The following is a 26,471-nucleotide window of genomic DNA, read 5'->3' as shown; positions in this document are numbered from 1 at the left end:
ACCCGGACGTCTCTGATCGATCACCATCGGGGGACGTCGGTCACGTCTCGCGTTAGGCTCACCCCGTGGTGCGCCGTCCTGCCGAACCAGATCCCTCGATCTGGTGGGAGCGGTACGGTCACCGGCTCGAACCGGTTCCGCACACCGGGTGGAGACCCGAACAGCCAGGGGGTGCAGTGAGTTCCACGGGGTCCGCCTCTCCGCTCGGTCCTCCGCCGGGGGAGCCCGGTGGCAGCGCGGCGGCGCTCGACGCCGACGCGATTCTCCGGGCCCGGCCCGATGAGCCGTCGATGGGATGGCGCCGCGCGTTGCTGCGGGCCACCGGCGGCGTGATCAATCCGGGGCCGAGCGCGGCCGAGGTGCGCTTTCGCGACCTGCTGCACCGGGTCCGGCGGCCGCTGATCCAGTCCCACCGCATCGCGGTCAGCTCGATCAAGGGCGGGGTCGGCAAGACCACGGTGTCCACCCTGCTCGGGCTCGTCATGGCCGAGAACCGCGGTGACCGCGTGATCGTCCTCGACGCCAACCCCGACGCCGGCACGCTCGCCGACCGGCTCACCGGGGAGTCCTCGGTCACCGTGCGGGAGCTGCTGCGCGACCTCGACCGGATCCACTCCTGGACCGAGGTCTCGCGGTACACGAGCCTCGCCGGCCGCCTGCAGGTGCTCGCGTCCGAGCAGGACCCGGCATCGAGCGAAGCGTTCAGCCGCGAGGAGTACCAGCAGATCTGCGCGCTGCTGGACCGCTTCTTCAACATCATCATCACCGACTCGGGCACGGGCCTCGTGCACTCGGCGATGGAGGGCACCCTCAAGCTCGCCGACAGCCTCATCGTGGTGGGCGCACCCACCGTCGACGGCGCGGGGCGGGCCAGCAAGACGCTCGACTGGTTGCTGGCCCACGGCCACTCCGCGCTCGCCACGGAGGCGGTCGTCGTGCTGTCGTGCGACCGCACGAGCGCCGAGGTCGACCAGGAGCGGATCCGCAAGCACTTCATGGAACGCAGCCGGGCGGTCGTCGAGATCCCGCACGACCCCCACCTGGCCACCGGCGGCCGCGTCGAGCTCGCCCACCTGCGTCCGGCCACCCGGGACGCGGCCTACGAGCTCGCCGCCCTGATGGCCGACCGCTTCGTCACATGAGCGAGACGAGCGAGGCGCTCGACGGCAGATCAGGCGATCTCACCGAGGACGCGATCGTCCGCTTCCGCGGTGAGCGGCCCGAACGCGGCTGGCGCGGCCTGCTGTACCGCCTCACCGGCGGCCTGGTGAACCCGGGCCTCGGCGTGGCCGAGCGGGCCCGCCGCGACCGGTTGCGGCGGATCCGCCGCCCGGTGCCAGGGACCCACCAGATCGCGGTGAGCTCGATCAAGGGCGGGGTCGGCAAGACGACGGTGTCGGCATGCCTCGGCCTCGTGCTCGCGGAGCACCGCGGCGACCGGGTGATCGCCCTCGACGCCAACCCGGACGCGGGCACCCTCGCCGACCGGCTCACCGGCGACACGTCGGTCACCGTGCGCCACATGCTGGAGAACCTGGAATCCGCCTACTCGCTCGCCGACGTGGCCCGCTACACGAGCCTCGCCGGGCGGCTGCAGGTGCTCGCGTCCGAGCAGGACCCCGCGATGAGCGACGCGTTCGACCGCACCGGGTATGAGCGGGTCTGCTCCGTGCTCACCCGCTTCTACAACCTCATCATCACCGACTCGGGCACCGGTCTCGTGCACTCGGCGATGGAGGGCACGCTCGCGCTCGCCGACAGCCTCGTGGTGGTCGGCGCACCCACCGTCGACGGCGCCAGCCGGGCCAGCAAGACGCTCGACTGGCTCGTGGCACACGGCTACGAGGCCGAGGTCGCCAACGCCGTCGTCGTGCTGTCCTGCGACCGGAACAGCGCGGAGGTCGACCCGAAGCGCGTTCGCGGGCACTTCGAGTCCCGCTGCCGCGGCGTGGTGGAGATCCCGCACGACCCGCACCTGGCCTCCGGTGGCCGCATCGAGCTGGAGCGGCTGCGCCCGGCCACCCACGACGCCTTCCTCGCCCTGGCCGCCCTTCTGGCAGACGGTTTCGGCGGCCGCCAGACCCTGCGCTGACGACCGGCCCCGAACGACACGAGCCCCGCTGCACCAGGTGCAGCGGGGCTCGCGCGTCGCCGGGAAGGTCAGTCGTCGTCGCCGCCGTCCGAGTCGCCACCGTCTGAGTCGCCGTCGTCGGAGTGGCCGCCGTCGTCGTCGCCCTTGTCCGACTTCTTGTCGGACCCCTTGTCGTCGGAGTCCTTGTCGTCGGAGTCCTTGTCCTTGTGGTCGCCGTCGTCGTCCCGGTCCTTCTTGCCCCGGTCCTTCTTGTCGTCGTCGTCCTTGTCGTCGTCGGAGTCGTGCTTGTCGTGGCGGTTCTTCGACTCCTCGTGGTCCTTGTCGCGCTTGCGCTCGGCTTTGCCGCTGGGCCGCTTGTGGTCGCCGTCGTCGTCCCGGTCCTTCTTGCCCCGGTCCTTCTTGTCGTCGTCGTCCTTGTCGTCGTCGGAGTCGTGCTTGTCGTGGCGGTTCTTCGACTCCTCGTGGTCCTTGTCGCGCTTGCGCTCGGCCTTGCCGCTGGGCCGCTTGTGATCGCGGTCCTCGTCGTCGCGGTCGGCCTTGTCGCGGTCCTTCTTGTCGTCGTCCTCGTCGTCGTCGCCGCCGGTCAGACGGTCGGCGATGCCCCGGAGCCCGTCGTGGTCGCCGTCGTCGTCGTCATCGTCGTGGTCCGACTTGTCGTTGTCCTTGTGGTCGCCCCGGTCGTCGCCCCGGTCGTCGTCCCGGTCGTCGTCGCGGTCGGAGAACCAGCTCGAGTGGTCGCTCCGGTCGTCGTCGCCGTCGTCGTCGTCGCGTTCCTTGTTCTGCTCGCGGCGGGAGTCGCCGTCGTTCCGGTCGTCGTTGTCACCGTCGCGGTGGGAGCCGCCGAGCAGTCCGTCGCCGACGCCGCGCAGGACGCCGCCGAGCCCACCGCCGTGGTCGCCGCTCCTGCTGTTGCCGCTGTCCTTGTTGCCGCTGTCCTGGGCGCCGCTGTCCTGGCTGCCGTGGTCGTCGTCGCCGCGGGCCTCGCGCCTGTTCGCGCTCTCGTCCCGGTTGCTGGTGTCGCCCTGGCCCAGCGCGCTGCCCAGCGCGCCCGCGATCGACTCGACGGGCCCCCCGGACCGGGCGTCGCCGTTCTCGTCGCCGGCGTTCTCGTTGCCGCCCTTGTCGCCGGCGTCCTTGTTGCCGCCGTTCGAGGCGGGCGAGCCGCCGTCGGCGAGGATGTCGGGGGTGTTCGGGCGCTCCGGGTCGGGCGGGGCGGTGTCTCCGACGTCGCCCCGCTTCTCGTCGCCGTCGTCGCGGCGCGCGGCGGTGGCCGGGTCCTTCTCGTCGGCAGCCTTGTGCTCCTGGTCGTCCTTCTTCTCGTCGTCCTTCTTCTCGCCGGGGTCGGGACGGCCCGCGACGACCGCCTTGACCCGCTCGACGACGTTGGTGGTCCGGTCCTTGTCGGCGGGCAGCGGGGCGCTGAGGGCCTGCTCCACGCCGTTGCGCAGCTCGGTGAGCGTCTGGGCGGCGTGATCGCGTTGCTCGCGGCGGATGCTCCGCTGGGACTCGAGCTGCCGCAGCGCCTCCTGGTAGTCCGGGGAGGCTGCCGTGTCGGTGGACTCGTTGAGCGTGCGCTCGACGGCGTCGAGCTGGGCCTGCGCCGACGTGAGCTCCGCGGTGCGGTCGGGCAGGGTCTTGAACGCCTCGAGCTGGGACGTCAGGGTCGCGCGCTGCTGCTCGAGGAACGCCTTGCGGTCCTTGAGGGCCTGCACGGCCGCGGGCTCCTGCGTGCGGCGCTGCTCGGGAAGGGCGAGCCAGCTGGCCTCGGCCTGGGAGACGGCGTCGAGCTGGCTGCCGAGGGAGGCGAGCACGACCTCCGCCTTGCCGGCCCAGACGTCGGCGTCCATCGTCGGGTCGTTCGCGGCCTGCGGCGGCAGCGGGGTGGGTGTCGTGGGGATGACGTTGTTGGCGACGAAGTAGCTGGCGCCACCGGCAACCAGGCTCGCGATGGCCACGCTCGCGATCGCGCGCCGCCGCATGTGCGTGACGGCGTTCTTGCGTTCGGCCGCCGTGCGGGCCGGTTTCTGCTTCTTGACGCGCTTGGATGTGATGGTGCGGACCGTGCGAGGGGGAGGGGCGGGCGGCAGGGTGGGCGGGGACACCGTCCACGCCGCGGCCGGGCTCCACTCGCGCTCGGGCACCGGAGCCGGCTCGGGGTCCTCCTCGCGGGTGACGCCGAGGGGCGCGGGCAGCTCGGTGGTCGGCTGCTCGGACGGCTGGTCCTCCGGCGCGATCGGCTGCGTGATCTCGTCCGTCGATGCGACGTCGGATGCCGGTTCCGCCGCGACCGCCTCCATCCGGGCGGCGTGGCGTGCCTTGCGTGCTGCCGCCCGGTGTGCAGGCGAGCAGTACAGGCGCCGTGGCCCACCGTCGTCCGGCTGCTCGACGATCTCGCTACACCCGGGCAGGGCGCACGGCTGCGGCCCGTCGGTCATGTCGTCCCCCCAAGGACAGCTCAGCGCTGCCGTGTGTCGTCACGGCGTGCCTTCACCCGATCGGGAGAAGCGTACTGCCTATCGGGTGAAGGCACGATGTCGAGTCGACCTTGAACCGATGAAGTTGCTCTCCGTGATCAATCCGACTTCGATCGGTCACCGCAAACCACTTCGGTCGTTCGATTGTTGTACGATCCTTCGAAACGCACAACCCCATGTGTTTGAACCGCTGGAGGCGAGTTGACCACCGAAGCCTTGGCCGCCGACCGCGCCCTGCTGTCGCGGACGAGCACCGCTGAGCGGGTCGCGGCCATCCTGCGCACGCGCATCATCGAGGGCTATTTCCCACCCGGCACCCGGCTGGCCGAGGACGCCATCGGCAGCGCCCTCGGCGTCTCCCGCAACACCCTCCGCGAGGCGTTCCGCCTCCTGTCGCACGAACGGCTGCTCACCCACGAGCTCAACCGCGGGATGTTCGTCCGGACGCTCACGGTCGAGGACGTGGTCGACCTCTACCAGGTGCGCCGGTTCGTCGAGTGCGGCGTGATCCGCACCGTCACCGGCCCGCACCCCGGGCTCGCCGGGGTGGCCGCCGCCGTCGACGACGGGGCGGAGGCGCTGAGCACCAGCGAGTGGCAGGCCCTCGGCACGGCCAACATCAAGTTCCACCAGGCGCTCGTGGCGCTCGCGGGCAGCCCGCGCACCGACGAGCTGATGAGCGGCATCCTCGCCGAGTTGCGGCTCGTTTTCCACGTGATGGCCGACCCGCAGCGGTTCCACGAGCCCTACCTCGCCCGCAACCGGCAGATCCTGGAACAGCTGCAGCAGGGCGACGGTCCCGGCGGGGCCGAGGCGCTGGACGTCTACCTGCGCGACGCCGAGAACCAGCTGGTCCAGGCCTTCGCCGAGCAGGGGGCCGTGCGGGGAACGTGATCGGGCCCGCGAACCGCTGGAGAGAGGCCGGGGCAAGATAGGTACGTTCGCGGTCGGACCAGGGGGAACGGGTAACGCATGCCGAAGCGATCGTTTGCACCGGCGGACGCGGGTACGGCCGGGCAGGAGCCGAGGCCGCAGGCCCCGACGTCGGAGAGCCCGACGGTGCCCGTTGAGCCCGTCGACGCCACCGTTGCCGACGCCCCCCGGCCTCGGCCGAGGCCGGGGCCGCCCGTCGAACCGGCGGTGCCGGACCGGCCCCCGACGGCGCCCGCGCAGGAGGCACCGCCGGTCGCGGAGCAGGTCGTCGCGCCGCAGCCGCCGCTCCAGCCGGCGCCGCAGCCGCCGCAGCGGCCGGTCCTGGACGCGCGCCCGCGCACGGCGTCCGAGCTGACCGAGTACACGATCGTCCGCAGACGGTCGGACAAGCCGGGTTCGGGCTGGCGCCGGGCCGTGCACGTCGCGAGCGTCGGACTGGTCAACCCGGGGATCGGGCCGGACGAGCAGCGCAGGCAGGAGTTGGCGTTGCGCATCCGCTGCCCGCTGCCGGGTCCGCGGCAGATCGCGGTCGCGTCGATGAAGGGCGGGGTCGGCAAGACCACGGTCACCGCCATGCTGGGGCTGATGCTCGCCGAGCACCGTGGCGACCGGATCGTGGCCCTCGACGCCAACCCGGACGCCGGTACCCTCGCCGATCGGCTCACCGGCCGCACCGACTCGACCGTCCGCGACCTGCTCGACTCCCTCGGCAATGTCGGGTCGTTGAGCGACATCGGCCGGTACACCACGTTGTCGGGCCGGCTCCAGGTGCTCGCCTCCGAACAGGACCCGGCCCGCGGAGAGGCCTTCGACCGGGTCGAGTACGAGCGCGTGTGCGCGGTGCTGTCCCGCTTCTACAACGTGGTCGTCACCGACTCCGGCACCGGCATGGTGCATTCGGCGATGGACGGCACGCTGGCGCTCGCGAACGGTCTCGTGATCGTCGGCTCGCACACCGTCGACGGTGCGAGCCGCGCCAGCAAGACCTTGGACTGGCTCGTGGCGCACGGGCAGCACGAGCTGGTCGAGCGGGCGGTCGTCGTGCTGTCCTGCGACCGCACGAGCCCGGAGATCGACGGGGAGCGGCTCGTCGCCCACTTCGTGGCGCGCTGCCGGGGTGTCGTGCTGGTGCCCCGCGACCCGCACCTGGCCACGGGCGGCCGGATCGAGCTCGACAAATTGAGCCAGGCCACGTCGGACGCCTTCCTCGAGCTGGCCGCCCTCGTGGCCGACGACTTCGGCAACCCGCCGCCCGTACGGGCCGAATAGCGGTGCATTCGCCTCCCCGCGGAGCGGTTGCCGGACCCGCGTGGCAGCCGGGAGCGGGGAGCGGCACCATGCCTGCTGTGAAGATCTTGCGTACGCAGTCACGGACCGCGGCGGCGCGGATACTCGTCGGAGTGGCGTCGGTCGCGCTGTTGACGGCGGGGTGCTCCTCGAGCGTATCGGGCGAGGCGGCCCCCGCGTCCGACGATCGGGCGGGCGCGAGCTCGTCGTCGCCGCCGTCACGCTCGTCGGGCCGTCCCGCCGCCGGAACCTGTCAGATCAAGGTCTCGCCGAACGGCTCCATCGTGAGTCGGGGCGCCGGTGGGCGGACGATCACGACGAACGGCCGCACGTCCTTCTCGTGCGGCAGGGGACCGTTGATCGCGATCGAGTCGATCGACTCGTCCGGCGTGACGTTCTCCGCGGACGGTGCCACCGTCCCCGTGGCGCCCGGCGCCACCGAGACGGTCGGCGAGTACCGGATCTCGGTGAGCGAGGCGGATGGCGGGGGCGCCGAGTTCCAGGTCGAGCCCGCCTGATCGCCGGGCCGGGCGGCGCGGGGTAGCCTGCCTCCGTGCCGAGATCATCGGAGGACGCGGACCCGGACCAGGGGCCGGAGATCGGCGCCGCGGAGAGTGGCGCGCCCGGACTCTCCCGCGCGGGCGATCTCACCGCCGACACGATCGTCCGCCGGCGGGTCGACCGGCCGCAGGGCGGCTGGCGCGGGGCCGTCTTCAGCGCGAGCGGCGGACTGCTCAACCCCGGTGTGGGCCCCGAGGAGCACGCGTTCCGGGATCAGGTGCGCCGCATCCGGCGCCCGCTCGGCAGCGCCCACCAGATCGGCATCACCTCGATCAACGGCGGCGTCGGGAAGACCACGGTGGCGGCCTGCGTCGGACTGGTGCTGGCCGAGCACCGGGGCGACCGGGTGGTGGCGCTGGACGCGAGCCAGAACGCCGGCACGCTCGCCGACCGGCTCACCGGCGACACGTCGACCACCGTCAAGGACATGCTGGGAGAGATCGACTCGCTGGTCTCCCTCGCCGACGTCTCCCGGTTCACGAGCCTCGCCGGCAGGCTGCAGGTCCTCGCCTCCCAGCAGGATCCCGCGATGAGCGAGGGGCTGGACCGCGCCGAGTACGAGCGTGTCTGCGAGGTGCTGCGCCGCTTCTACAACGTCGTGATCACGGACTCGGGCAGCGGCCTCGTGCACTCGGCCGTCGGCGGCACGCTCGCGGTGGCGGACAGCCTGGTGATCGTCGGGTCGCCCACCGCGGACGGCGCCACCCGGGTGAGCAAGACCCTCGACTGGCTCCTCGTGCGCGGGCCCGCCGAACGCGTGGCCGACGCGGTGCTCGTGCTCACCTGCGACCGCGCCGGTAAGCACGTCGACACCGAGCGGGTCCGGCGCCACTTCGAGGCGCGTTGCCGCGCGGTGGTCGAGGTGCCGTTCGACCCGCACCTGGCCACCGGCGCGCAGATCGACATGGACCGGGTGCGGCCCGCCACCCACGACGCGTTCCGCGCGATCGCCGCCCATCTGGCCGACCGGTTCGACGCCACGCCCATCGGGGTGGGGGCGGAGATGGTGACGGTCGACCGCGGCCAGTGAGGTGCCCACGAACCTGCTCCGGGTCGCCGGGCGCAGGGGGCCGAACGAGGCACGATCGCTCGCACCTGGATGAGTAGGTCCGAGCTCGACGGTTGGCGGCTGGTCGGTCCTGCGGGCAGGGACGGTTGCTCGGGCGTGCCGTTCCCGGCTGGCCGGTTCTGCCCCGGCGCCCGGACCCGGGCCTCGCGCGGAAGTCGGCCGGGATCGCCACCAGGGCCGTTCATGATCAGCGTAGCCGGGACATGCGCTGCACCCCTGCAGCTGATGTCCCGTTCCCGCTGATCAGGACCTGGGGCAGCCGGTCACCGGCCGGGTACGGCGCGCCCACCGCAACGTTTCATGGTCATGTCGACACCTTGCGTTTCTGATCAAGGCGCAAGACCGATGGTGTCGACGTGACCATGCCCTCGGAGGCCGGGACCGGGGCCCGGCGGGCGCGGCCGGATTCGGACTCACTCGGCTAGCGGGCGGAAGTGCCGTTCGCTCCACCGCTCGCCTCGCCGAACCGCAGGCGGATCCGGGCGCCGCCGAGCGCCGCGCGCTCGACGTGGATGGTGCCGCCGGTGGCCTCCACGGCGTCGCGGGCGATGTCGAGACCGAGGCCGGTGCCGCCGGACCTGCTGCTCCCGCCGCGGCTCAGGGCGGCGGCGGGGTCGGCGACGCCCGGGCCGGCGTCGTCCACGACGAGGCTGACCCACCCGGCGTGGCGGACCACGACGACGGCGAACGCGGTGCCGGCGGGGGTGTGGGCGAAGACGTTGCCGAGCAGGACGTCGACGACGGCGGCGAGATCGTCGGCGGCGAGCGCGATCGGGGCCGGGGACGACGGGGCGCGCAGCTCGCAGGGCCGGCGGCCGTGCTGGGCGAGCGCCGACCAGAAGCTCATCCGCTTGCGCACCACCTCCGCCACGTCGCACCGGGCGGCACCGTCGACGGCGGGCGCGGCGCGGATCAGCGCGTCCACGTCGCTCTGGAGGGACGTGACGGTCCGGCGCAGCCGCTCGGCGGCGGCGCCGTCGTCGATCGCGCTCGCGTCGAGGGCGAGTGCGGTGAGCGGGGTGCGCAGGCGGTGCGACAGGTCGGCGGCGATCTTGCGTTCGAGGCCGCGGGCCTCGGCGAAGCGGGCCGCCAACGCGGCGAGGGAGGTGGCGAGCGCCTCGGTCTCGGGCACGTGCATGGGACGCCGCTCGGCCGGCGGGTCGTCGTGACCGAGCGCGGCGGCCTCCGCGGTCAGCTCGGCGAGATCGGTGGCGACGGGGCGCAGGCGGCGGGCCGCGGCAACCGTGCGCGCGCCCGCCGCCAGCGCGCCGGCACCGAGGAGCAGCGCGCCGAGCCCCAGCCCGGCGGTGCCGGGGGCGAGAGCGGGCACGAACACCTCGACGGTGGCCGGCCCCGCGGCCCGGACCAGCACGGTTCCGTCCTGCTCCAGCGGGGAGGAACCGACGGTCGTGCCGTCGACGTGCACGGCCAACCTGCCCTCGCGGCCGGCGGCGGTGCGCGCGATGCCGCGCAGCAGGGCCTCCCGGTCCGAGGTGACCTCGGCGAGGCTGACGAGCGCCGCGAGGTCGGCCTCCGACGCGGCGTGCAGGCGGTCGCGCTCGTGGATCAGGTGCAGGAGCAGCGCGGCGGCGGTGACCGCGGCGACGGCCGTCGCGGCCGTCGCGAGGATCAGGCGGAGGACGAGGTGCCGCACGGGTCGATCAGCTTGACTCCGACCCCGCGGACCGTGTGCAGGAACCGCGGGTCGGCCGCGGTCTCACCGAGCTTGCGCCGCAGCCACGACAGGTGCACGTCGATGGTCTGGTCCAGGTGGAGGTTGGGCTGGCGCCACACCTCGCGGCACAGCTCCGCCTTCGACACGACCTTCCCGCTGCGCGCCGCGAGGTAGGCGAGCAGGTCGAACTCGCGCCGGGTGAGCGTGAGCGGGTTCCGGCCGAGCACGGCCTCCCGCCGGGCCGGGTCGACGACGAGCTCGCCGACCTCGATCGGCTCGTCGGCGGCGGGTGCCGCGCTCTTGGAGCGGCGCAGCACGGCGCCGACGCGGGCGGTGAGGTGCTCGCTGGAGAACGGCTTGGTGACGTAGTCGTCGGCGCCGGCGTTGAGCAGCCGCACGATCGTCGGCTCGTCGGTGCGGGCCGTTGCGATGATCACCGGGACCTCGCTGACGCCGCGCAGCAGCCGCAGCGCCTCGAATCCGTCCAGGTCGGGCAGGCCCAGGTCCAGCACGACGAGGTCGACGTGGTCGTCGGTGACGGTGCGCAGGGCGTCGAGGGCCGTGCCGACCGGCTGCACGACATGACCGGCGTTCCGCAGCGCTCCCGTCATCGCCGTCCGCACGGCGTGGTCGTCCTCGACCAGCAGCACCAGCGCCATGTACGCACCGTAGACCACCTGCTACGGCGCACTGCCTACGATCGCATCGTGGCGGGGATCGAGATGGACCGCGTCAGCAAGGTCTATGCCGACGGCACGCGTGCGGTCACCGAGCTGTCGATCGACGTCATGGACGGCGAGTTCCTCGTGGTGGTCGGCCCGTCCGGCTGTGGCAAGACCACCGCGCTCCGGATGATCGCGGGCCTGGAGCGGATCAGCGACGGCGAGGTGCGCATCGGCGGCGAGGTCGTGAACGGGGTGCCGGCCCGCGACCGGGACGTCGCCATGGTCTTCCAGTCCTACGCGCTGTACCCGCACCTCACGGTGTTCGACAACATCGCGTTCGGCCTCACGTTGCGCAAGGTGCCGCGCGACGTCGTCGAGCGCCGGGTGCGCGAGGTGGCCGAGGTGCTGGAGCTCGAGGAGCACCTGGGGCGCAGGCCGCGCCACCTGTCCGGCGGGCAGCGGCAGCGGGTGGCGATGGGGCGGGCGATCGTGCGCGAGCCGCGCGCGTTCCTCATGGACGAGCCGCTGTCGAACCTGGACGCCAGGCTCCGCATGCAGATGCGCGCCCAGATCGCCCGGATCCAGCGGGACCTGGGCGTCACCACCGTCTACGTCACGCACGACCAGACCGAGGCGATGACGCTCGGCGACCGCGTCGCGGTGGTGCGCGCGGGCGTGCTGCAGCAGATCGCGTCGCCGCAGGACCTCTACGACCAGCCCGTGGACATGTCCGTCGCCGGGTTCATCGGGGCGCCGCCGATGAACATGCTGATCGCCGCGTTCGACGTCGACGACGCCGGCCGGGCCGCGGTCTCGTTCGGCGGGCAGCGGCTCGCCGTGCCGGAGATCGTGCTGCGCAGGCGGCCCGCGCTGCACGCCTATGCCGGGCGTCGGCTCGTGCTCGGCATCCGGCCCGAGGACATGGACGACGCCACGGTCGTCGGTGGCGCCGAGGGCAGCACGGTCGACTCGGTCGCGGACCTGGTCGAGGCGATGGGCGCGGACGTGATGGTGCACTTCCCGGTGGCCGCCGAGCAGGCCCGCACCGAGGAACGCGAGACGCTCGACCGGGAGTCCGGCCGCGTGCGCGCGGCGGACGGCGGCACCCTGCTCGTCGGCCGGTTCGGCCCGCGCACGCGGGTCTTCGAGGGCCAGCCGATCACGGTCCGGGTCGACACCGAGGGGCTGCACTTCTTCGACCCCGAGACCGGCCGCTCGATCCGGGGGTGACGATGCGGGGGAAGCGGGTCGTCGGCGGGCTGGTGACGGCGCTCCTCGTCGTCGCCGACTGTGGCGGCCCGCAGCCCGCGCCGGCCCGGCCCGGGCCGCTCGCGGGGCAGACGATCGAGGTCCTCGCCGTGTGGTCGGACGAGGAGCAGGCGGCGTTCGAGCGGGTGCTCGACGTCTTCGAGCAGCGCACCGGGGCCACCGTCACCTACGTGTCGGGCGGCGACGAGGTGCCCACCGTGCTCGCCACCCGGCTGGCCGGCGGCTCGCCCCCGGACGTTGCGGGCGTCGCCCAGCCCGCGCTGGTGCGCACGCTGGCCCGGGCCGGGTCCCTCGTGCCGCTGGACCCCGGCACCGAGTCCGTGATCGACGCCCAGTTCGCGCCCGTCTGGAAGGAGCTCGGCACCGTCGACGGGAAGCTGTACGGGTTCGTGTTCAAGGCCGCGAACAAGTCCACCGTCTGGTTCGACGCCGGCCAGCTCGGCCCCGGCTTCGTGCCGCCGCGGACGTGGGACGAGTTCGTGGAGACGCTGCGGAAGCTGTCCGACACCGGGCGCACGCCGCTCTCGGTCGGCGGCGCCGACGGCTGGACCCTCACCGACTGGTTCGAGAACGTCTACCTGCAGACCGCGGGCGGCGCTATGTACGACCGCCTCGCGCGCCACGAGATCCCCTGGACCGACCCGTCCGTGCGCACGGCCCTGGAGACGCTGGGTCGCGTGTTCCGGCCGGAGTACCTGCCCGGCGGGATCTCGAGCGCGCTGCAGACCGAGTTCACCGAGTCGGTCGTGGACGTGTTCGGCGAGGACCCGCAGGCGTCGATCGTGTTCGAGGCCGACTTCGTCGCCGGGGCGATCGCGGCGAGCACGTCGGCGCGCGTGGGCGCGGACGCGCGGGTGTTCCCGTTCCCGCGGATCGGGCCGGCGTCGTCCGTGGTGAGCGGCGGTGACACCCTCGTCGCGCTCACCGACGAGCCGGGCACGCGCGCGCTCATGGAGTTCCTGGCGAGCTCGGAGGCGGCGTCGATCTGGGCGGCCCAGGGTGGTTTCGTCTCGCCGAACCGGGAGGTCGAGCTGGACGAGTACCCCGACGACAGCACGCGTCAGATCGCCGAGGAGCTGGTGGGCGCGGACAACCTGCGGTTCGACATGTCCGACCTGATGCCGAGCGCGCTGGGCGCCACCCGCGGCGACGGCTTCTGGCGTGCGATGCAGGACTACCTCGCCGATCCGGCGCAGGCCGACCGGATCCTCGCCGAGCTCGAGGCCGAGGCCACCGCGGCGTACGAGAACGGTGACTCGTGACGCGACCCGCGACCCGGCCCACGGGACCGCTGTCGGGTGGGAGCCCCCGGCTCGCGGCGCTGTTCCTGACGCCCGCGCTGCTCCTGGTGGTCGTCTTCCTCGTGTACCCGACGGCGTACTCGCTGGTCCGCAGCGTGTTCGACGCCCGGGGCGACGAGTTCGTCGGCGTCGAGAACTACGTCACCGCGTTCACCGACGACCGCACGCTCGTCGCCCTGCGCAACAGCGTGATCTGGGTCGTCGTCGCCCCGAGCCTGGTGACCACGATCGGGCTGGTCCTGGCCGTGCTGACCGAGCGGATCCGATGGGCCACCGCGTTCCGGCTGGTGATGTTCATGCCGCTCGCGATCTCGCTGGTCGCCTCGGGGATCATCTTCCGGCTCGTCTACGAGGAGGACCCGGACCGCGGGCTCGTCAACGCCGTGGTCGTGTCGGTGCACGACGTGTTCTCGCCCGCCTCGCCCTACGAGGGAGCACGCCCGCGGGAGGGCGGCGGGCTCGTCGTCGCACCGGACGGCGCGCTCGGCACGTCCGCGCCCGTGGGTGCGCAGGGTGCGCTGGGCCTGCCGGTCACCGGCTTCGATCCCGTGGACCTGCCCCGGCAGGCCTCCGCCGCGGTGCTGCCCGAGCCCGGCGCCGGGTTGCGCGGCCTGGTCTGGCTGGACGTCGGCGGCACCCGGGACCGCACCGGCGAGGTGGACGCGGGAGAGCGCGGGATGCCGGGCATCGCCGTCGAGGTGCTGGAGGCGGGCCGGGTCGTCGCCACCGCGACCACCGGTGACGACGGGCGGTTCACCGTGCCCGACCTCGAGGGTGGGCCCTACACCGTGCGGTTGCCGGCGGCGAGCTTCGCCGAGCCGTTCCGCGGGCTGACCTGGCTCGGGCCCGTCCTGGTGACGCCCGTCGTGATCGCGGCGTGGTTGTGGATCATGACGGGGTTCGCGATGACGTTGATCGCGGCCGGGCTGGCGAGCATCCCGCGCGACGCCCTCGAGGCGGCGCGGGTGGACGGCGCCACCGAATGGCAGGTGTTCCGGCGCGTGACGGTGCCGCTGCTCTCACCGGTGCTGCTCGTCGTGTTCGTGACCCTGGTGATCAACGTGCTGAAGGTCTTCGACCTGGTCTTCGTCATCGCGCCGGGCTCGGTGCAGGAGGAGGCGAACGTGCTCGCCCTGCAGGTGTGGCAGGTCTCGTTCGGCGCCGGTGGCGGCGACCAGGGGCTCGGCAGCGCCCTCGCCGTGCTGCTGTTCCTGCTGGTGCTGCCGGCGGTCGTGTTCAACATCCGGCGGTTCAGGGGGGATCGCTCGTGACCGCGCGGCTGGTGGCCCGCTTGGGCGGCCCGATCGTGCGGATCGGGCTGGTGGCCGTCGCGCTGTTCTGGATGCTCCCGGTGCTCGGCCTGCTGGTGGCCTCGCTGCGGCCGGAGGCGAACAACGCACGCAGCGGCTGGTGGACCGTCGTCACGGCGCCCGCGCAGCTCACGCTCGCCAACTACGCGGACCTCCTGGCCGACCGGGCCGTCATGGGCTCCTTGTGGAACACCGTGCTGATCGCCGTGCCGTCCACCGTGCTCGTGGTGGTCATCGGCGCGTTCGCGGCGTACGCGCTGGCGTGGATCGAGTTCCCCGGGCGGGACGTCGTGACGATCGGCGTCGTCGCGCTGCTCGTCGTGCCGGTCCAGGTGGCGCTCGTCCCCGTGGCCGAGCTGCTCGGCGGCATCGGCCTGTACGGCTCGATCCCCGGCCTCGTCGCGTTCCACGTGGCGTTCGGGATGCCGTTCGCGGTGTTCCTGCTGCGCAACTCGTTCGTGGGAATCCCGCGTGACCTGCTCGAGGCCGCCCGGCTCGACGGCGGGCGCGAATTCCGGATCTTCTGGCGACTGGTGCTGCCGATCTCGCGGCCCGCCGTCGCGGCGCTCGCGACGTTCCAGTTCCTGTGGGTGTGGAATGACCTGCTCGTCGCGCTTGTTTTTGCTGGCGAGGACTCCGCTCCGATCACGGTGGCCCTGCGCAGCCAGCTCCGGCAGTTCGGTAGCAACGTCGACGTTCTGGCGAGCGGTGCGTTCGTCTCGATGATCGTGCCGCTCGTCGTGTTCTTCGCGTTCCAGCGTGCCTTCGTGCAAGGCGTCCTGGCGGGGTCGACGAAGTGAACGTCGAGCGTCTGCTGCACCATGATCCGAGCTCGCTCCCCGATCCATGGAGGTCCGTCTGATGTCGTCCGGTCGCGTCTTCGCGGTGGAGCCGTGGGTGGTGCGGGAGCCACGGTTGGATCTGGACTCGATGGGCCAGGTCGAGTCGGTGTTCGCGCTGTCCAACGGGCACATCGGGTTGCGGGCGAACCTCGACGAGGGGGAACCGCACGCCATGCCCGGGACGTACCTGAACTCGTTCTACGAGCGGCGCCCGCTGCCGTACGCGGAGGGTGGGTACGGCTACCCGGAGTCCGGGCAGACGATCATCAACGTCACCAACGGCAAGCTGATCCGGCTGCTGGTGGAGGACGAGCCGTTCGACCTGAGATACGGCCAGTTGCGGCGCCACGAGCGGGTGCTGGACCTGCGGGCCGGCACGCTGTCGCGGGACGTGGAGTGGACCTCGCCCGCGGGCCGGGTGGTGCAGGTCCGGTCCACCCGCCTGGTGTCGCACACCCAGCGCGCGGTCGCGGCGATCTGCTACGAGGTGGAGGTCGTCGACGCGCCGGCGCTGGTCGTCCTGCAGTCGGAGCTGGTGGCCAACGAGCAGCTGCCCGGCCGCAACGAGGCCGACCCGCGCGTCGAGGCGGCCCTCACCGACCCGCTGCGGGCCGAGCAGCACGGCTGCTCGGGTGCGGGCGCGTACCTCATCCACGGCACGCGCCGGTCGGGGCTGAACGTCGCCGCCGCAATGGACCACGAGGTGCACGGGCCGGAGACGGCCGAGGTGACCACGGAGGCGGCCGAGGACATCGCCCGCACCACCGTGATCGCGCGCCTCGAACCGGGCAAGCCGTTGCGGCTGGTGAAGTACCTGGCCTACGGCTGGTCGTCGCGCCGGTCGCTGCCCGCCCTGCACGACCAGGTCCGCGCGGCGCTGGCGGCCGCCCGTTACACGGGCTGGGACGGCCTCGTCGCCGAGCAGCGCGCGTACCTCGACGAGTTCTGGGAGACCGCCGACATCGAGATCGACGGTGACGCCGAGCTGCAGCAGGCGGTGCGGCTGGCCACCTTCCACGTGCTGCAGGCGGGCGCCCGGGCCGAGCGCCGCGCGATCGGGGCGAAGGGGCTGACCGGCGAGGGCTACGACGGGCACACGTTCTGGGACACCGAGACCTTCTGCCTGCCGGTGCTCGCGCACCTGGCGCCGCACGCCGCGGCGGATGCGTTGCGGTGGCGGCACTCGATCCTCCCGCAGGCCTACGAGCGCGCCGAGCAGCTCGGGCTGCGGGGGGCGGCGTTCCCCTGGCGCACGATCCGGGGCCAGGAGTGTTCGGGCTACTGGCCGGCCGGCACGGCCGCGTTCCACATCAACGCCGACATCGCCGACTCGGTCCGCCGCTACGTCGCGGCCACCGGGGACGTGGTGTTCGAGCGGGAGGTGGGGTTGGAGCTGCTGGTGGCCACGGCCCGGCTGTGGCGGTCGCTGGGGCACCACGACTCGGCGGGGGAGTTCCGCATCGACGGGGTGACCGGCCCGGACGAGTACACGGCGATCGTCGACAACAACGTCTACACGAACCTGATGGCGCAGCAGAACCTGCGCTACGCCGCCGACGCCGCCGCCCGCCACTCCCGCGCCGCGGGCCGCCTCGGCGTCGACGCGGAGGAGATGGCCAGCTGGCGCGACGCCGCGAAGTCGATGCGGATCCCGTTCGACGAGGGCCTGGGGGTGCACCCGCAGGCGGAGGGGTTCACCCACCACCAGGTGTGGGACTTCGAGAACACGCCGGCGGAGAAGTACCCGCTGCTGCTGAACGTGCCGTACTTCGACCTGTACCGCAAGCAGGTGATCAAGCAGGCGGACCTGGTGCTGGCGATGCAGCTGCGCCCGGACGCGTTCACCCCGGAGCAGATGCGCCGCAACTTCGCCTACTACGAGGCGTTGACGGTGCGGGACTCGTCGTTGTCGGCGTGCACGCAGGCGGTGGTGGCGGCCTGGACCGGGCACCTGGACCTGGCCTACGACTACCTGGCCGAGGCCGCGCTGGTGGACCTGGACGACCTGGCGGGCAACTCCGACCACGGGGTGCACATCGCGTCCATGGCCGGCACCTGGACGGCCGTCGTCGCCGGGTTCGGCGGGATGCGGATGGACGAGTCCGGGATCGGGTTCGCACCGCGGCTGCCCCCGGCGCTGTCGCGGATCTCGTTCGGGTTGAGGTGGCAGGGCCGGCAGCTGCGGGTGGAGATCCGGCCGGACGAGGCGGAGTACCGGCTGGTCTCGGGCCCGCCGATGCGGCTGCGCCACCACGGCGAGGCGATCGCTCTCGACGACGACGAGCCGCAGGTGCTGCCGGTCCCCGCGCTCGACCCGGTGGAGCCGGTGGAGCAGCCGCACGGCCGCGCCCCGCGCTCCCGGTACCCCGGCAACGCGACCCGCGGCGTCATCCCGATCCCGGGGTCGGGCGTCGAGGAGCCGCTGCGCCGGACGGGCTGACGCTATACGCCCTCGCGGCGGCGTCTCCGGCGCCGTCGCGGCGGCTCCGGTTCCGGCTCCGGTGGGGCCGGGGTCAGGGCGAGCTGCGACGCCTGGCGGCTCAGCACCTCGAGGTTGGCCCGGACGTCGCTGTGGGCGGGGTCGAGCGCGACCTGCTCGGCCACCTCCGCGGCCTGGGACACCGCGTCGGCGAACGCGGTGCGGGCGGCCTCGAGGCGCTGCGCGATGCGCTTGGCCGGCGCCTCGCGCACCCGGAACCACCGGGGTTCGATCGAGTCACCGACGATCGCCAGCCTGCGCACGGCGTCGAGCTCGACGTCGAGCCGCTGGGCGATCTCGCCGAGCCAGGTGCGTGCTGGCCCGGCCGGGAGCGCGTACGTGATCCGGCGGAAGCGGGCCACGGAACCCGCGCAGTGGTCGACGTAGCCGTTCCAGTAGCGGGACAGGCTGGGCGTCGATGCGGTCCGGCGTGGCACGGGACACAGCGTGCCCCATCGGTGTCCGGCCTACAGCACGGCGTGCCCGGTGGTCGTGTCGAGGCGCACCTCGGGCGTCTCCGCCGTGAGCGTCGTCGTGGTGACGGTCGTGGCGTGCGGGGTGAGCAGCGTCGTCAGGTGCTCCACGGCGTCGGCCAGGTGTTCGGCGGGGACGTCGGCGCTCACGCGTTCCAGCATGAACACCGCGGACGTCGTGGCCTCCTGGACCCGCGTGGCGTGGGCGTCGCGGTGGTTCCAGTGCCGGGTGAGCACCTCGGTGCCCTGCGCGTAGACGACCTCCCCGGCACCGGGCGTCTCCACCTCGTCGGGCTCCCCGAGGGGCGTGAACCGGTCGTCGGCGGTGGCCGGCCGGATCTCGACGTGCGTGCCGAGCCGGTCGAGGTCGAACGCGCCCGCCGGCACGGCGAACCGCACGGACGTCACGTTGTACGCGTCCACCGCGCCGTTGACGCGGGGAAGCCGGCCCTGTCGCACGAGGCGCCGCAGCAGCGCGTCCACGCTGGGGCGGGTGCGGCGCGGGTTGGTGTCGAACGCGCGGTACGCCGCGTGCCACGAAGCGATCGCGGGGTCCTTCTCGGACCAGGCGATCGAGCCGTCCGCGGCGTCCGTCTCGGCCGCGGCCAGCGCGGCCTCCACATCCGGCCAGTGACCGGTGTTGTCGAGGCCGGTGGCGACGACCAGCTCGACGCGCAGCTGCGGGAACCGCGCCCGGACGTCGGCGTGCACGGTGAGGGTGGTGGGCACGGGCCCGATTCTGCACGATGACCAGTGCGGATGACGCCGAGTGGACCGTCCTATGCCGACGACGCCCGCAGTTGGTGGTGACGCTCCTTGAGCCGGAGGTTCTTGTTGAGGGGGTCGTGCGCCTCGTCGGGCTCGACACGGCCTTCGATGCCGACGTCGTTGAGTACGCGGAACATCGATGCGAGGTGGGCGATGCGGGCCTCCTGCGCGTCGACGGGCGGCTGGGACCCGTCGGCCAGCGCCAGCGCGGGGCCGACCCACAGCACTTCCCCGTGGAGATCGGCCTGCTGCAGCACCTGGACCATCTGCCTGCGCAGCTCGTGCGGCTTCAGGTCGACCCACTCCGACACCGACCGCGCGTCGACGGGGAAGAGCCGGCCGCGTTGGTCGAGGTAGATCAGCTCGACCGCGTAGAGGTGCCCGAAGGAGCAGTAGCGGCAGCCGTTGTGGAGCGAGATGAGGGTGCAGACCAGGTGGGTGCGCAGCGGGCCGAGGATCCGGAGGGTGCGCTCGTAGCGCGGCATGTTGCGCAGGAACCAGCCGAGTGCCTGCGCGGCTCCCAACTGGGAGACGATCGGCCCCATCAGGCGGGGTGGGAAGCCCCACAGCTGCTTGCCGATCCCCTCCAGCACGCGGACGGCGAAACGGTCCAGCCCGCGCTCCGCCATGCCCAGCTCCTGACTCACAGTGACACGTATGTTACTCGCACGTGCACTTGCATGTGTGCCGAGTTCCGGTCCGTAACGAGTACGTTGCGTTGCGTCGAACGGCGGTAGATCGGCTAGGCCGAACGGCTGGCACGGCGGCGTGCGCCGATCCGAGTGGCGAGGTCGAACGCGTTGCGGATCGAACCGGTGTTGGCCGCCCGGCGCCCCACCAGATCGAACGCGGTGCCGTGGGCCGGCGTGCAGATGGGCACCCGCAACCCGCCGGCCATCGTCACCCCGCCGTCGAAGCCGACCAGCTTCATCGCGATCTGCCCCTGGTCGTGGTACATGGTCAGGATCCCGTCGAACTCCTCCCGGCGCAGGAAGATCGTGTCCGAGGGGAACGGGCCCGTCGCGTCGACGCCCTCGGCCTGCAGCTCGCCGACGGCGGGCGCGATGACGTCGATCTCGTGGCGGCCGAAGCGCCCGCTCTCGCCGGCGTGCGGGTTGAGGGCGCACACGCCGAGGCGCGGCGCGGCGATGCCGGAGTCGCGCAGCACGGAGTGCAGCAGCCGGCCGGCGCCGAGCACGTTCTCCCGGGTGATGCCGTCCGCGACCTCGGCGATCGAGACGTGCGATGTGACCCGCGCGGTCCAGATGGTCGGGAGCACGTTCAGCTCGCAGGTGAACGACTCGTCGCCGAGGATGGTCTCGAACCAGCGCAGCTCGTCCTTCTCCCGCATCCCGGCCAGGTGCAGCGAGGACTTGTTCAGCGGTGCGAAGAGGATCGCGTCGACGTCGCCGGCATCGGCCATCTCCAGCGCGACGCGCAGGTTGCTCATCGCCCATCGCCCGCCCGCCTCGGTGGCGACCTTGCGTTCGAATGGGCGCCGGAACGTGCCCGGCCGCGCCACCCCGTTGTCGTGCAGCCGCGGCGCGCCCGGCTCGTTGTGGGCGAACGTCACCCCGGCGTCGTCCTGGGCGTCGGCGAGCTCCCGCTCGTCGGAGATCAGCACGACGTCGGCCGCCTCCGTGGTGCTCTCCTCGGCCAGCAGCCGGGCGACCAGCTCCGGGCCGATCCCGGCGGGGTCGCCGAGGGTGACGGCGATGCGGGGCTTGGCGGGGTGGCTGGTGGTCATGCGCAAAAGGGTACGCGCGCCGGGCGCGGTCTTCGCAGGGTCCGCGGACCCTGCGAAGACCACACCCAGCGCGCGTCACCTCAGCAGTTGAGCAGCTCCGGTTTCTGGTTCAGCAGCTGGGCGCGTGGCGAGACGAATTCCTCGTACTCCGCCGTGGCGTCCGGCCGGAACAATCCGACGCGGCAGCAGTTCTGAAATGCCATTCGCACGCCGAAGTGCCGCTGCACGGCACCACGCATGGAGTCGCTCCCGACCAGCCGGAAGACCTCGCCCCACGAGCGCTCGTCCGGCGGGACCTCCAGGTTCTGCGCCGAGGGCGTGCCGCCCGCCTCCAGCTCCTTCGCCAGCCGCTCCACCATCGACCACGCGTACGGAAGTGAATCGCGGATGCAGGCGACAAATTCTTCGTCGTCGACTGTCCCTTCTTTAGCCTTCTCCAGCAAGGCCGCCGGAACCGTCAGTGACACCGAACCTCCCGAGCTCGAGTGAACTGGACGCGTGCGAACGCTACGGCGTCGGTTGGACCGTGAAAACACCCGATCAGGGGAGCTTTTCTCGCATGCATGAATTCGCACGTGGCCTTATTCGACGGTCAGCACGATCTTTCCGTCGACCTCCTGCCCGGTGAGGAGGCCGGCGGCCGTCGCGACCTCGGTCCAGGGCAGGGCGGCATGCACCGGGGTGTGCAGCCGGCCCCGTCCGACGAGGTCGGCCAGCCACGCCAGCATCGGCCGGCAGTCGGTGCCCGCGGCGAGGTACTGGCCGAGCCAGAAGCCCTGCAGTCGCGCGCCTTGCGTGTGGTAGAACTCGCCCGCGTCGAAGCTCGTGGGCCGGCGGCTCCCGTTGCCGAAGCTGACGCAGACCCCGCCGGGGGCGAGGGCGGCGAGGGCCTGCGCGAGCGTGTCCCCGCCGACCCCGTCGAGGATCACGTCGTAGCGACCGGCCGCGGCGGCCTCCGCGGCCGTCGGGAAGACGGTGGGGGACGCGATGCCGTCCGAGCGCAGCTGCTCCGGCAGGGCGGGACGCCGGCTGACGGCCACGACGTCGGCGCCGGCGAGGCGTGCCAGCTGGCACGCGAAGCGCCCGACGCCACCCGCGGCGCCGGTGACGAGGACCGTGCGGCGCAGCAGCGTGCCGGCCGACTCGAGCGAGGCGAGGGCCGTCACGGCTGCCACCGGCAGGGCAGCGGCCTGCGCGTTCGACACGCCGTCCGGGGTCTCGGCCATCATCCGCGAGTCCGCGACGAGGTACTCCGCCCAGGATCCCTGCGGGATGAACCCGAACACCCGGGTCCCCTTGGGTGGGGTGCTCCCGTCCGCCGCCGGCTCGTCGACGACGCCGGCGAAGTCCCAGCCCGGCACGTAGCTGCTGGTCGCCTCCTGAGCGGTGCGGGTCTCGCCGGCGTTCAGCGAGAACGCCTCGACCCTGACCACGGCCTGGTTCGCGGCGGGCTCGGGCGGCGGAACGTCGGAGAGGCGCAGCCCCGGGGTCGTGCCGGGGTCGGTGACGACTGCCTTCATCTCGTGCTCCAGATTTCGATAACTGCCACTTCCGATAATGACGGTTACCGGTTTAGCACCGCGACTTCCGGAAGTCAACGTTCCCGTAAGCTCGTGCGGGTGGGCAAGGACAGGGGGCGGCCGCGCGACCCCGAGGTCGGCCGGGCCGCACTCCGCGAGACGCTGGTGCTGCTCGACGAGCACGGCTACGACGGGCTGCGCGTGGCCGACGTCGCGCGCAAGGCCGGTGTCGGCCTCGGCTCGCTCTACCGGCGCTGGCCCACGAAGTACGAGCTCGTCGTCGACGCCCTGTGCGCCGCGGTGGCGGACCACGACGCCGAGCCGACCGGCGACCCGCTCGAGGACCTGGTGGCCCGCCTGGTGCGGATCGCCGACGCGTTCGGCCGCCGCGCCGCGCTGCTGGCGGTCCTGTTCTCCGCCCCGCAGTCGGAGCTGGCCGCCGCCGTGCGCGAGGCCAAGGTCGAGCCGGTGCGCGCGGAGATCAGGGACCTGCTCCGGCGCGTGATCGGCCCGGTGCCCGACCTCGAGGTGCGTGCCGACGTGGGGCCCGCGTTGATCGTCCTGCACCTGGTCACGCACGGCACTCCACCGGCCGAGTCCCTGATCCGTTCGGCGATCCTGCCGGTCGTGCTGGCCGGCGCGGTCGAGACGTAGAGTCCGATTCAGGGGTATCGAGCGGGAGCGGGTGCGCATGGCGGACGCGGCGAGCGATCTGGTGATACGTGGACGCCGGCCGGTGCGCGACCGCGCGCTGGTCATGGCGATCGTCAACCGCACCCCCGACTCGTTCTACGACAACGGCGCGACGTTCGCCGACGAGCCCGCGAAGGCCGCGATCGACCGGGCCGTCTCCCAGGGCGCCGACATGATCGACATCGGTGGGGTGGCCGCGAGCCCGGGCGACGACGTGGACGCCGACGAGGAGATCCGCCGGGTCGTGCCGACGGTCGAGTACATCCGCGGCCGGTACCCGGACATCATCATCAGCATCGACACCTGGCGGCACGAGGTCGGCGCCGCGGCGTGCCGGGCCGGCGCCGACCTGCTCAACGACGCGTGGGCCGGCTACGACCCGAAGCTGATCGACGTCGCCGCGGAGTACGGCGCCGGGTACGTGTGCACGCACACCGGCGGGCGGGAGCCGCGTTCCGCGCCGGTCCGTCCCGACTACGACGACGTCGCCGCGGCCGTCCTCGACCACACCGTGGGGCTCGCCGAGCTGGCCGAGGCGCGGGGCGTGCCGCGGGCGGGCATCCTGATCGACGCCACCGGGTTCGGCAAGAACACGGCCGACCACCTCGAACTGCTCCGAGCGGTGCCGCGGTTCGTGGCCACCGGGTGGCCGGTGCTGATGGCGCTGTCCAACAAGACGTTCGTGGGCGAGACGCTCGGCGTCGGGCTCGACCGGCGCCTCGCCGGCACGCTCGCGGCCACCACCATCGCCGCGCAGGCGGGCGCCCGCGTCTTCCGGGCGCACGAGGTGGAGCCCACCCGGCACGCGCTGGAGATCGTCGCCAGCGTCTTCGACGGGAGGCGCCCGGTGCGGGCGTCGGAGTGGATCGCCTGATGCGGCAGATCTGGCCGCCCCAGGATGCGGGCGTGCTCGGCGACGAGCAGCTCGAGCGGCTCTACGCGTACCCCGCGAGGCGGTGGCTCTGCGTCAACTTCGTGGCGAGCGCCGACGGCGCGGTGTCGCTGGACGGACGCGCGCGTGCCTTGTCCAACGATCCCGACCGGCGGGTGCTGCGGCTGGGCAGCGACCTCGCCGACGTCCTGCTGGTGGGGGCGACGACCGCGATGGTCGAGGAGTTCCGCGGCGCGCACCCGGACGAGGAGACCGCCGCCCGGCGTGAGCGCCACGGCCTCGCCCCGATCCCGCCGACGGCCGTGGTGACGATGGGCGGGCTGCCGGAGGACGCACCGGTCGTCACCGAGGCGCTCGTGCCCACCTACGTGATCACCACCGCGACGGCACCGGAGCGCAAGCGCGCAGCCTGGGCCGCGGCCGGCGCCACCGTCGTGATTGCCGGGGAGCGGGAGGTCGACCTGCGCCTGGCCGTGGACGGGCTCGCCGCGGACGGGCTGCAGCGCGTCGACTCCGAGGGCGGGGCGCAGCTCTTCGGCTCGCTGCTCGCGGCGGGAGTGGTCGACGAGCTGCGGCTCACCGTCTCGCCCGTGCTCGTGTCGGGAGGCGCGAGCCGGATCGCCTCCGGCGTCGAGATCGATCCGGCACGCCTGGAGCTCCTCTCGGTGGTGGCGGAGAGCGACACGCTGATGGTGCGCTACGGCGTGCTGCGCTGAGCGAGTTCTTCCCGGACGATCCGGACACTTTGCCGCCTCCTCGGACGTTCACCGAGCAGGAAACGGGAGGAGACCTGAATGTCCGCGATCGGTGCACTGCTCGGTACGGTGCTGCTGCTCTTCCAGCTCGTGCTGATCGCGCGGATGGCAGTCGACTGGATCGCCGTGTTGTCGTCGGGTCCCGAACCCGAGTGGCGGCGTACCGCCCGGCGTGTCACGCACGGCGTCACCGAGCCGGTGCTGGCGCCGGTGCGCCGGGTACTCCCGCCGGTCCGGTTCGGCTCCGTGGGGATCGACCTGGCGTTCATCGTCGTCTTCGTCGCGGCGATCCTGCTGCGCCAGGTCGTCGTCTGGCTCTGAGATCAGGAGGTCAGGACGCGGAACCCGAGGTTGCCGGCCGAGCTGTCCGGCGTGTTGGCGGTGCGGGCAGCCACGCGGTAGCGGTTGCAGTACGACTCGTGGCACAGGTAGGAGCCGCCGCGCATCGCGCGGCTCTGCTCGGCCCGGTCGAACCAGTCGGCGCACCACTCCCACACGTTGCCCGCCACGTTGTACAGGCCGAAGCCGTTCGGCTCGAACGAGTCCGCGGGGGCGGTGCCGGTGAACCCGTCCTCTTCGGTGTTCTGCACCGGGAACCGGCCCTGCCAGATGTTGCAGCGGTGCTCGCCGCCGGGCGTGAGCTCGTCGCCCCACGGGTAGCGGGCCTGGTCGAGCCCGCCCCGCGCGGCGTACTCCCATTCCGCCTCCGCCGGCAGCCGCGCGCCCGCCCACGTGCAGAACGCGGCCGCGTCGTGCCAGGACACGTGCACGACGGGGTGGCCCCAGCGCCCGTCGAGGTCGCTCCCCGGCCCTTCCGGCCGCCGCCACAGCGCCCCGGTCACCCCGCACCACCACGGTGTCTGCTCCAGCCGCGGGGAGGCCCGTCGCAGTTCCTTGGGCAGGAACCTCGCGAACACGTACGACCAGCCGAACCGCTCGGCGTCGGTCTCGTAGCCGGTGGCGTCGACGAACTCGGCGAACCGCTCGTTCGTGACGGCGTGCGCCCCGATCGCGAACGGCTCCACCGACACCTCCCGCACGGGCCCCTCGCGGTCCTGGGGAAACCCGTCCGGGTCCTCGGTACCCATGCGGAACGTGCCGCCCGGCAGCGCGACCATGCCGTCGAGCCGGGTCGCGCCGACCGCCACCGGCGCCCGTTCCAGCGACTCCGCGCCGGAACGACCGGGGGGACAGCAGGACGACATCGGAACACCTCCTCCTCGGCGGAGCCTACGTGCTCGCTGCCGGCGGGTACGTCCCGGCGGAACGCGGCCAGGTCACGTCGCCGGCGCCCTTCTGCCGGGTGCCTGCTCAACTATCCTGTGGTCCCGTTCCCCTCTCCCTTTTTGCGCGGCGCGTTCCGCGGAACGCGACCCATTCAGGCTGCTGTCCTGATCCGCTTCGGCAACAGCACGTCCAGGATGGGTTCGGGGTCGAGGCGATCGCCGTCCCAGTCCGGGGTCAACGTGCTGCGGCCGATCCGCTGCCGGGCCCGGGTGTGCATCTCGATCAAACTTTCGGTGTTGCCGGTCAACGGTGCTGCAGTGATCGGAATCGGGGTGCCGTCTGGGCGGAGGAACTCCCACCGCCCGGGCAGTCGTCGGATCCGGTAGCCGGCGTCGTGGATGAGCTTGTGGTGGTGGGTGCAGGTGAGGACGAGGTTGTC

The 26,471-nt window shown here is 72.7% G+C and carries 26 protein-coding genes; 15 read left to right on the top strand and 11 right to left on the bottom strand.

Annotated elements, in window-relative coordinates; translation table 11 throughout:
* The first annotated feature begins 290 nt into the window (after positions 1–290).
* Together ACU436_RS41505 and ACU436_RS41500 are read left to right on the top strand one after the other, a co-directional pair.
* Positions 291–1,142, top strand: a complete 852-nt coding sequence (locus ACU436_RS41505) for a MinD/ParA family ATP-binding protein (RefSeq protein ID WP_459032678.1) — start codon at positions 291–293, stop codon at positions 1,140–1,142.
* Positions 1,139–2,092 (top strand): MinD/ParA family ATP-binding protein, encoded by a 954-nt coding sequence (locus tag ACU436_RS41500; protein ID WP_459032676.1) that lies wholly within the window; start codon positions 1,139–1,141, stop codon positions 2,090–2,092. Before ACU436_RS41505 ends, ACU436_RS41500 begins: the two co-directional genes overlap by 4 nt.
* A gap of 68 nt (positions 2,093–2,160) precedes the next feature.
* Here ACU436_RS41500 and ACU436_RS41495 read toward each other — a convergent pair whose 3' ends face one another.
* The gene (locus ACU436_RS41495) at positions 2,161–4,527 is read right to left on the bottom strand and encodes a hypothetical protein (RefSeq protein ID WP_459032675.1); all 2,367 of its coding nucleotides are present in this window, start codon (positions 4,525–4,527) and stop codon (positions 2,161–2,163) included.
* 240 nt (positions 4,528–4,767) lie between these two features.
* On the opposite strand from ACU436_RS41495, the gene ACU436_RS41490 reads away from it, so the two are divergent.
* The 4 genes from ACU436_RS41490 to ACU436_RS41475 all read left to right on the top strand — a co-directional run bounded on the left by ACU436_RS41490 (position 4,768) and on the right by ACU436_RS41475 (position 8,377).
* Positions 4,768–5,460, top strand: coding sequence for a GntR family transcriptional regulator (locus ACU436_RS41490; protein ID WP_459032674.1), 693 nt, complete (start codon positions 4,768–4,770; stop codon positions 5,458–5,460).
* A 165-nt stretch (positions 5,461–5,625) separates the two neighbouring features.
* The gene (locus ACU436_RS41485) at positions 5,626–6,768 is read left to right on the top strand and encodes a MinD/ParA family ATP-binding protein (protein ID WP_459032673.1); all 1,143 of its coding nucleotides are present in this window, start codon (positions 5,626–5,628) and stop codon (positions 6,766–6,768) included.
* 302 nt (positions 6,769–7,070) lie between these two features.
* Positions 7,071–7,304 carry a hypothetical protein gene (locus ACU436_RS41480; protein ID WP_459032672.1) on the top strand — a complete coding sequence of 78 codons (234 nt, stop codon included), beginning with the start codon at positions 7,071–7,073 and terminating at the stop codon, positions 7,302–7,304.
* Between the two features lie 35 nt (positions 7,305–7,339).
* A complete protein-coding gene (locus ACU436_RS41475) occupies positions 7,340–8,377 on the top strand; it encodes a MinD/ParA family ATP-binding protein (protein WP_459032671.1) in 1,038 nt (345 codons plus the stop codon).
* A 460-nt stretch (positions 8,378–8,837) separates the two neighbouring features.
* On the opposite strand, the gene ACU436_RS41470 is transcribed toward ACU436_RS41475, so the two are convergent.
* On the bottom strand, positions 8,838–10,070 hold the full coding sequence (locus ACU436_RS41470) for an ATP-binding protein (RefSeq protein WP_459032670.1): 1,233 nt from the start codon (positions 10,068–10,070) through the stop codon (positions 8,838–8,840).
* Positions 10,046–10,750, bottom strand: coding sequence for a response regulator transcription factor (locus ACU436_RS41465; protein WP_459032669.1), 705 nt, complete (start codon positions 10,748–10,750; stop codon positions 10,046–10,048). Before ACU436_RS41465 ends, ACU436_RS41470 begins: the two co-directional genes overlap by 25 nt.
* A 48-nt stretch (positions 10,751–10,798) precedes the next feature.
* Here ACU436_RS41465 and ACU436_RS41460 point away from each other — a divergent pair, with 48 nt between their 5' ends.
* The 5 genes from ACU436_RS41460 to ACU436_RS41440 all read left to right on the top strand — a co-directional run bounded on the left by ACU436_RS41460 (position 10,799) and on the right by ACU436_RS41440 (position 17,918).
* Positions 10,799–11,986, top strand: a complete 1,188-nt coding sequence (locus ACU436_RS41460) for an ABC transporter ATP-binding protein (RefSeq protein WP_459032668.1) — start codon at positions 10,799–10,801, stop codon at positions 11,984–11,986.
* Positions 11,987–11,988: 2 nt separating this feature from the next.
* Positions 11,989–13,287 carry an ABC transporter substrate-binding protein gene (locus ACU436_RS41455; RefSeq protein WP_459032689.1) on the top strand — a complete coding sequence of 433 codons (1,299 nt, stop codon included), beginning with the start codon at positions 11,989–11,991 and terminating at the stop codon, positions 13,285–13,287.
* Positions 13,284–14,597: an ABC transporter permease gene (locus ACU436_RS41450; protein WP_459032667.1), complete on the top strand. Its 1,314-nt coding sequence runs from the start codon at positions 13,284–13,286 to the stop codon at positions 14,595–14,597. Before ACU436_RS41455 ends, ACU436_RS41450 begins: the two co-directional genes overlap by 4 nt.
* Complete coding sequence (locus tag ACU436_RS41445) at positions 14,594–15,436, top strand: carbohydrate ABC transporter permease (protein ID WP_459032666.1); 843 nt, start codon at positions 14,594–14,596, stop codon at positions 15,434–15,436. Before ACU436_RS41450 ends, ACU436_RS41445 begins: the two co-directional genes overlap by 4 nt.
* A gap of 61 nt (positions 15,437–15,497) precedes the next feature.
* The gene (locus tag ACU436_RS41440; protein WP_459032665.1) at positions 15,498–17,918 is read left to right on the top strand and encodes a glycoside hydrolase family 65 protein; all 2,421 of its coding nucleotides are present in this window, start codon (positions 15,498–15,500) and stop codon (positions 17,916–17,918) included.
* Between the two features lie 2 nt (positions 17,919–17,920).
* On the opposite strand, the gene ACU436_RS41435 is transcribed toward ACU436_RS41440, so the two are convergent.
* The 6 genes from ACU436_RS41435 to ACU436_RS41410 all read right to left on the bottom strand — a co-directional run bounded on the left by ACU436_RS41435 (position 17,921) and on the right by ACU436_RS41410 (position 22,465).
* Entirely contained in the window at positions 17,921–18,394 is a 474-nt protein-coding gene (locus tag ACU436_RS41435; protein ID WP_459032664.1) for a hypothetical protein, read from the bottom strand.
* 30 nt (positions 18,395–18,424) lie between these two features.
* Positions 18,425–19,159, bottom strand: coding sequence for a B3/B4 domain-containing protein (locus ACU436_RS41430; RefSeq protein ID WP_459032663.1), 735 nt, complete (start codon positions 19,157–19,159; stop codon positions 18,425–18,427).
* A gap of 50 nt (positions 19,160–19,209) precedes the next feature.
* A complete protein-coding gene (locus ACU436_RS41425; protein ID WP_459032662.1) occupies positions 19,210–19,845 on the bottom strand; it encodes a hypothetical protein in 636 nt (211 codons plus the stop codon).
* A 95-nt stretch (positions 19,846–19,940) separates the two neighbouring features.
* A complete protein-coding gene (locus tag ACU436_RS41420) occupies positions 19,941–20,945 on the bottom strand; it encodes a 4-hydroxythreonine-4-phosphate dehydrogenase PdxA (protein WP_459032661.1) in 1,005 nt (334 codons plus the stop codon).
* Positions 20,946–21,025: 80 nt separating this feature from the next.
* A complete protein-coding gene (locus ACU436_RS41415) occupies positions 21,026–21,412 on the bottom strand; it encodes an SCO5389 family protein (RefSeq protein ID WP_459032660.1) in 387 nt (128 codons plus the stop codon).
* 114 nt (positions 21,413–21,526) lie between these two features.
* Complete coding sequence (locus ACU436_RS41410) at positions 21,527–22,465, bottom strand: zinc-binding dehydrogenase (RefSeq protein WP_459032659.1); 939 nt, start codon at positions 22,463–22,465, stop codon at positions 21,527–21,529.
* A 99-nt stretch (positions 22,466–22,564) separates the two neighbouring features.
* Here ACU436_RS41410 and ACU436_RS41405 point away from each other — a divergent pair, with 99 nt between their 5' ends.
* The 4 genes from ACU436_RS41405 (at position 22,565) to ACU436_RS41390 (ending at position 25,126) form a co-directional block, all read left to right on the top strand.
* The gene (locus tag ACU436_RS41405) at positions 22,565–23,119 is read left to right on the top strand and encodes a TetR/AcrR family transcriptional regulator (protein ID WP_459032658.1); all 555 of its coding nucleotides are present in this window, start codon (positions 22,565–22,567) and stop codon (positions 23,117–23,119) included.
* A 37-nt stretch (positions 23,120–23,156) separates the two neighbouring features.
* The gene (folP, locus tag ACU436_RS41400; RefSeq protein ID WP_459032657.1) at positions 23,157–24,032 is read left to right on the top strand and encodes a dihydropteroate synthase; all 876 of its coding nucleotides are present in this window, start codon (positions 23,157–23,159) and stop codon (positions 24,030–24,032) included.
* On the top strand, positions 24,032–24,766 hold the full coding sequence (locus tag ACU436_RS41395; RefSeq protein ID WP_459032656.1) for a dihydrofolate reductase family protein: 735 nt from the start codon (positions 24,032–24,034) through the stop codon (positions 24,764–24,766). The genes folP and ACU436_RS41395 overlap by 1 nt, the downstream gene beginning before the upstream one ends.
* 78 nt (positions 24,767–24,844) lie before the next feature.
* On the top strand, positions 24,845–25,126 hold the full coding sequence (locus tag ACU436_RS41390; RefSeq protein ID WP_459032655.1) for a YggT family protein: 282 nt from the start codon (positions 24,845–24,847) through the stop codon (positions 25,124–25,126).
* A gap of 2 nt (positions 25,127–25,128) precedes the next feature.
* On the opposite strand, the gene ACU436_RS41385 is transcribed toward ACU436_RS41390, so the two are convergent.
* Entirely contained in the window at positions 25,129–26,010 is an 882-nt protein-coding gene (locus tag ACU436_RS41385) for a formylglycine-generating enzyme family protein (RefSeq protein ID WP_459032653.1), read from the bottom strand.
* Between the two features lie 173 nt (positions 26,011–26,183).
* Positions 26,184–26,471: hypothetical protein (locus ACU436_RS41380; protein WP_459032652.1), on the bottom strand; the 288-nt coding region annotated here is incomplete at its 5' end.

The sequence above is a fragment of the Pseudonocardia wallangbongensis genome (genome assembly GCF_054486945.1).
Note: the sequence above shows the minus strand (reverse complement) of the source record. Positions and strands in the feature narration are given on the sequence as shown.